General features: G+C 37.8%; 1 protein-coding gene. It reads left to right on the top strand.

Translation table 11 applies throughout. From position 1 onward, the window contains the following. A partial coding sequence (locus tag DPG01_RS18500; protein ID WP_162622381.1) for a tyrosine-type recombinase/integrase occupies positions 1-471 on the top strand: 471 nt, incomplete at its 5' end. Positions 472-714: the final 243 nt, after the last annotated feature.

Here is a 714-nt window from a genome sequence, read left to right on the forward strand (position 1 = left end):
CTATTGTCTGAGCCTCATCATTTTGATTTAAATGAAAAAATATGGAAAATACCTGCCTTGCATATTAAACAGTTTCGACGAAAAGTCATATTAGGCCATGAGATTCCAGATTTTTTAGTTCCACTTTCAAATCAGGCTTTAGAGATTTTGAAAGACGTCATGCAGTGGTCATACGGTGAAAAATACCTTTTTGCTAGCCCTCGCAATCACAATCAACCGATTCATTTTAATACTCTAAATATGGCCATACGTAAGATGGGGTATGGCAAACATCAACTATCTTCTCATGGACTACGTTCCACTTTTAGTACCATTTTGAATGACTCAGGTTTATTTCAAGATAATTGGATTGAGGCACAACTTTCACATATTGATAAGAACCGTACCCGTGCCAGTTATAATCATGCTGATTACTTAGTTCAACGGACTGAAATGATGCAGTGGTGGGGTGATTATTTAAGTAATGGCTAGGTGAGTATCATACTTTTATATAGAAAAACTCTCTGTACACGACAAAAATAGTGAACCGTACCCGGTTTGTCTGAGACTTTTTATTTAAGTTAGGCCACCTGAACGGCTTTGTTGCACAAACCTATCTGTAAAGGGTTTTTCAGCGATATAATTTTCAAATGAAGAAGCCTACACACAAAATCTACCGCACAACCAATTGGCCCGCATATAACCGAGCACTCATGAGTCGCGGAAATATTGCCA

It is taken from the genome of Acinetobacter sp. WCHAc060042 (assembly GCF_003231195.1).
Taxonomy (GTDB): Bacteria; Pseudomonadota; Gammaproteobacteria; order Pseudomonadales; family Moraxellaceae; genus Acinetobacter.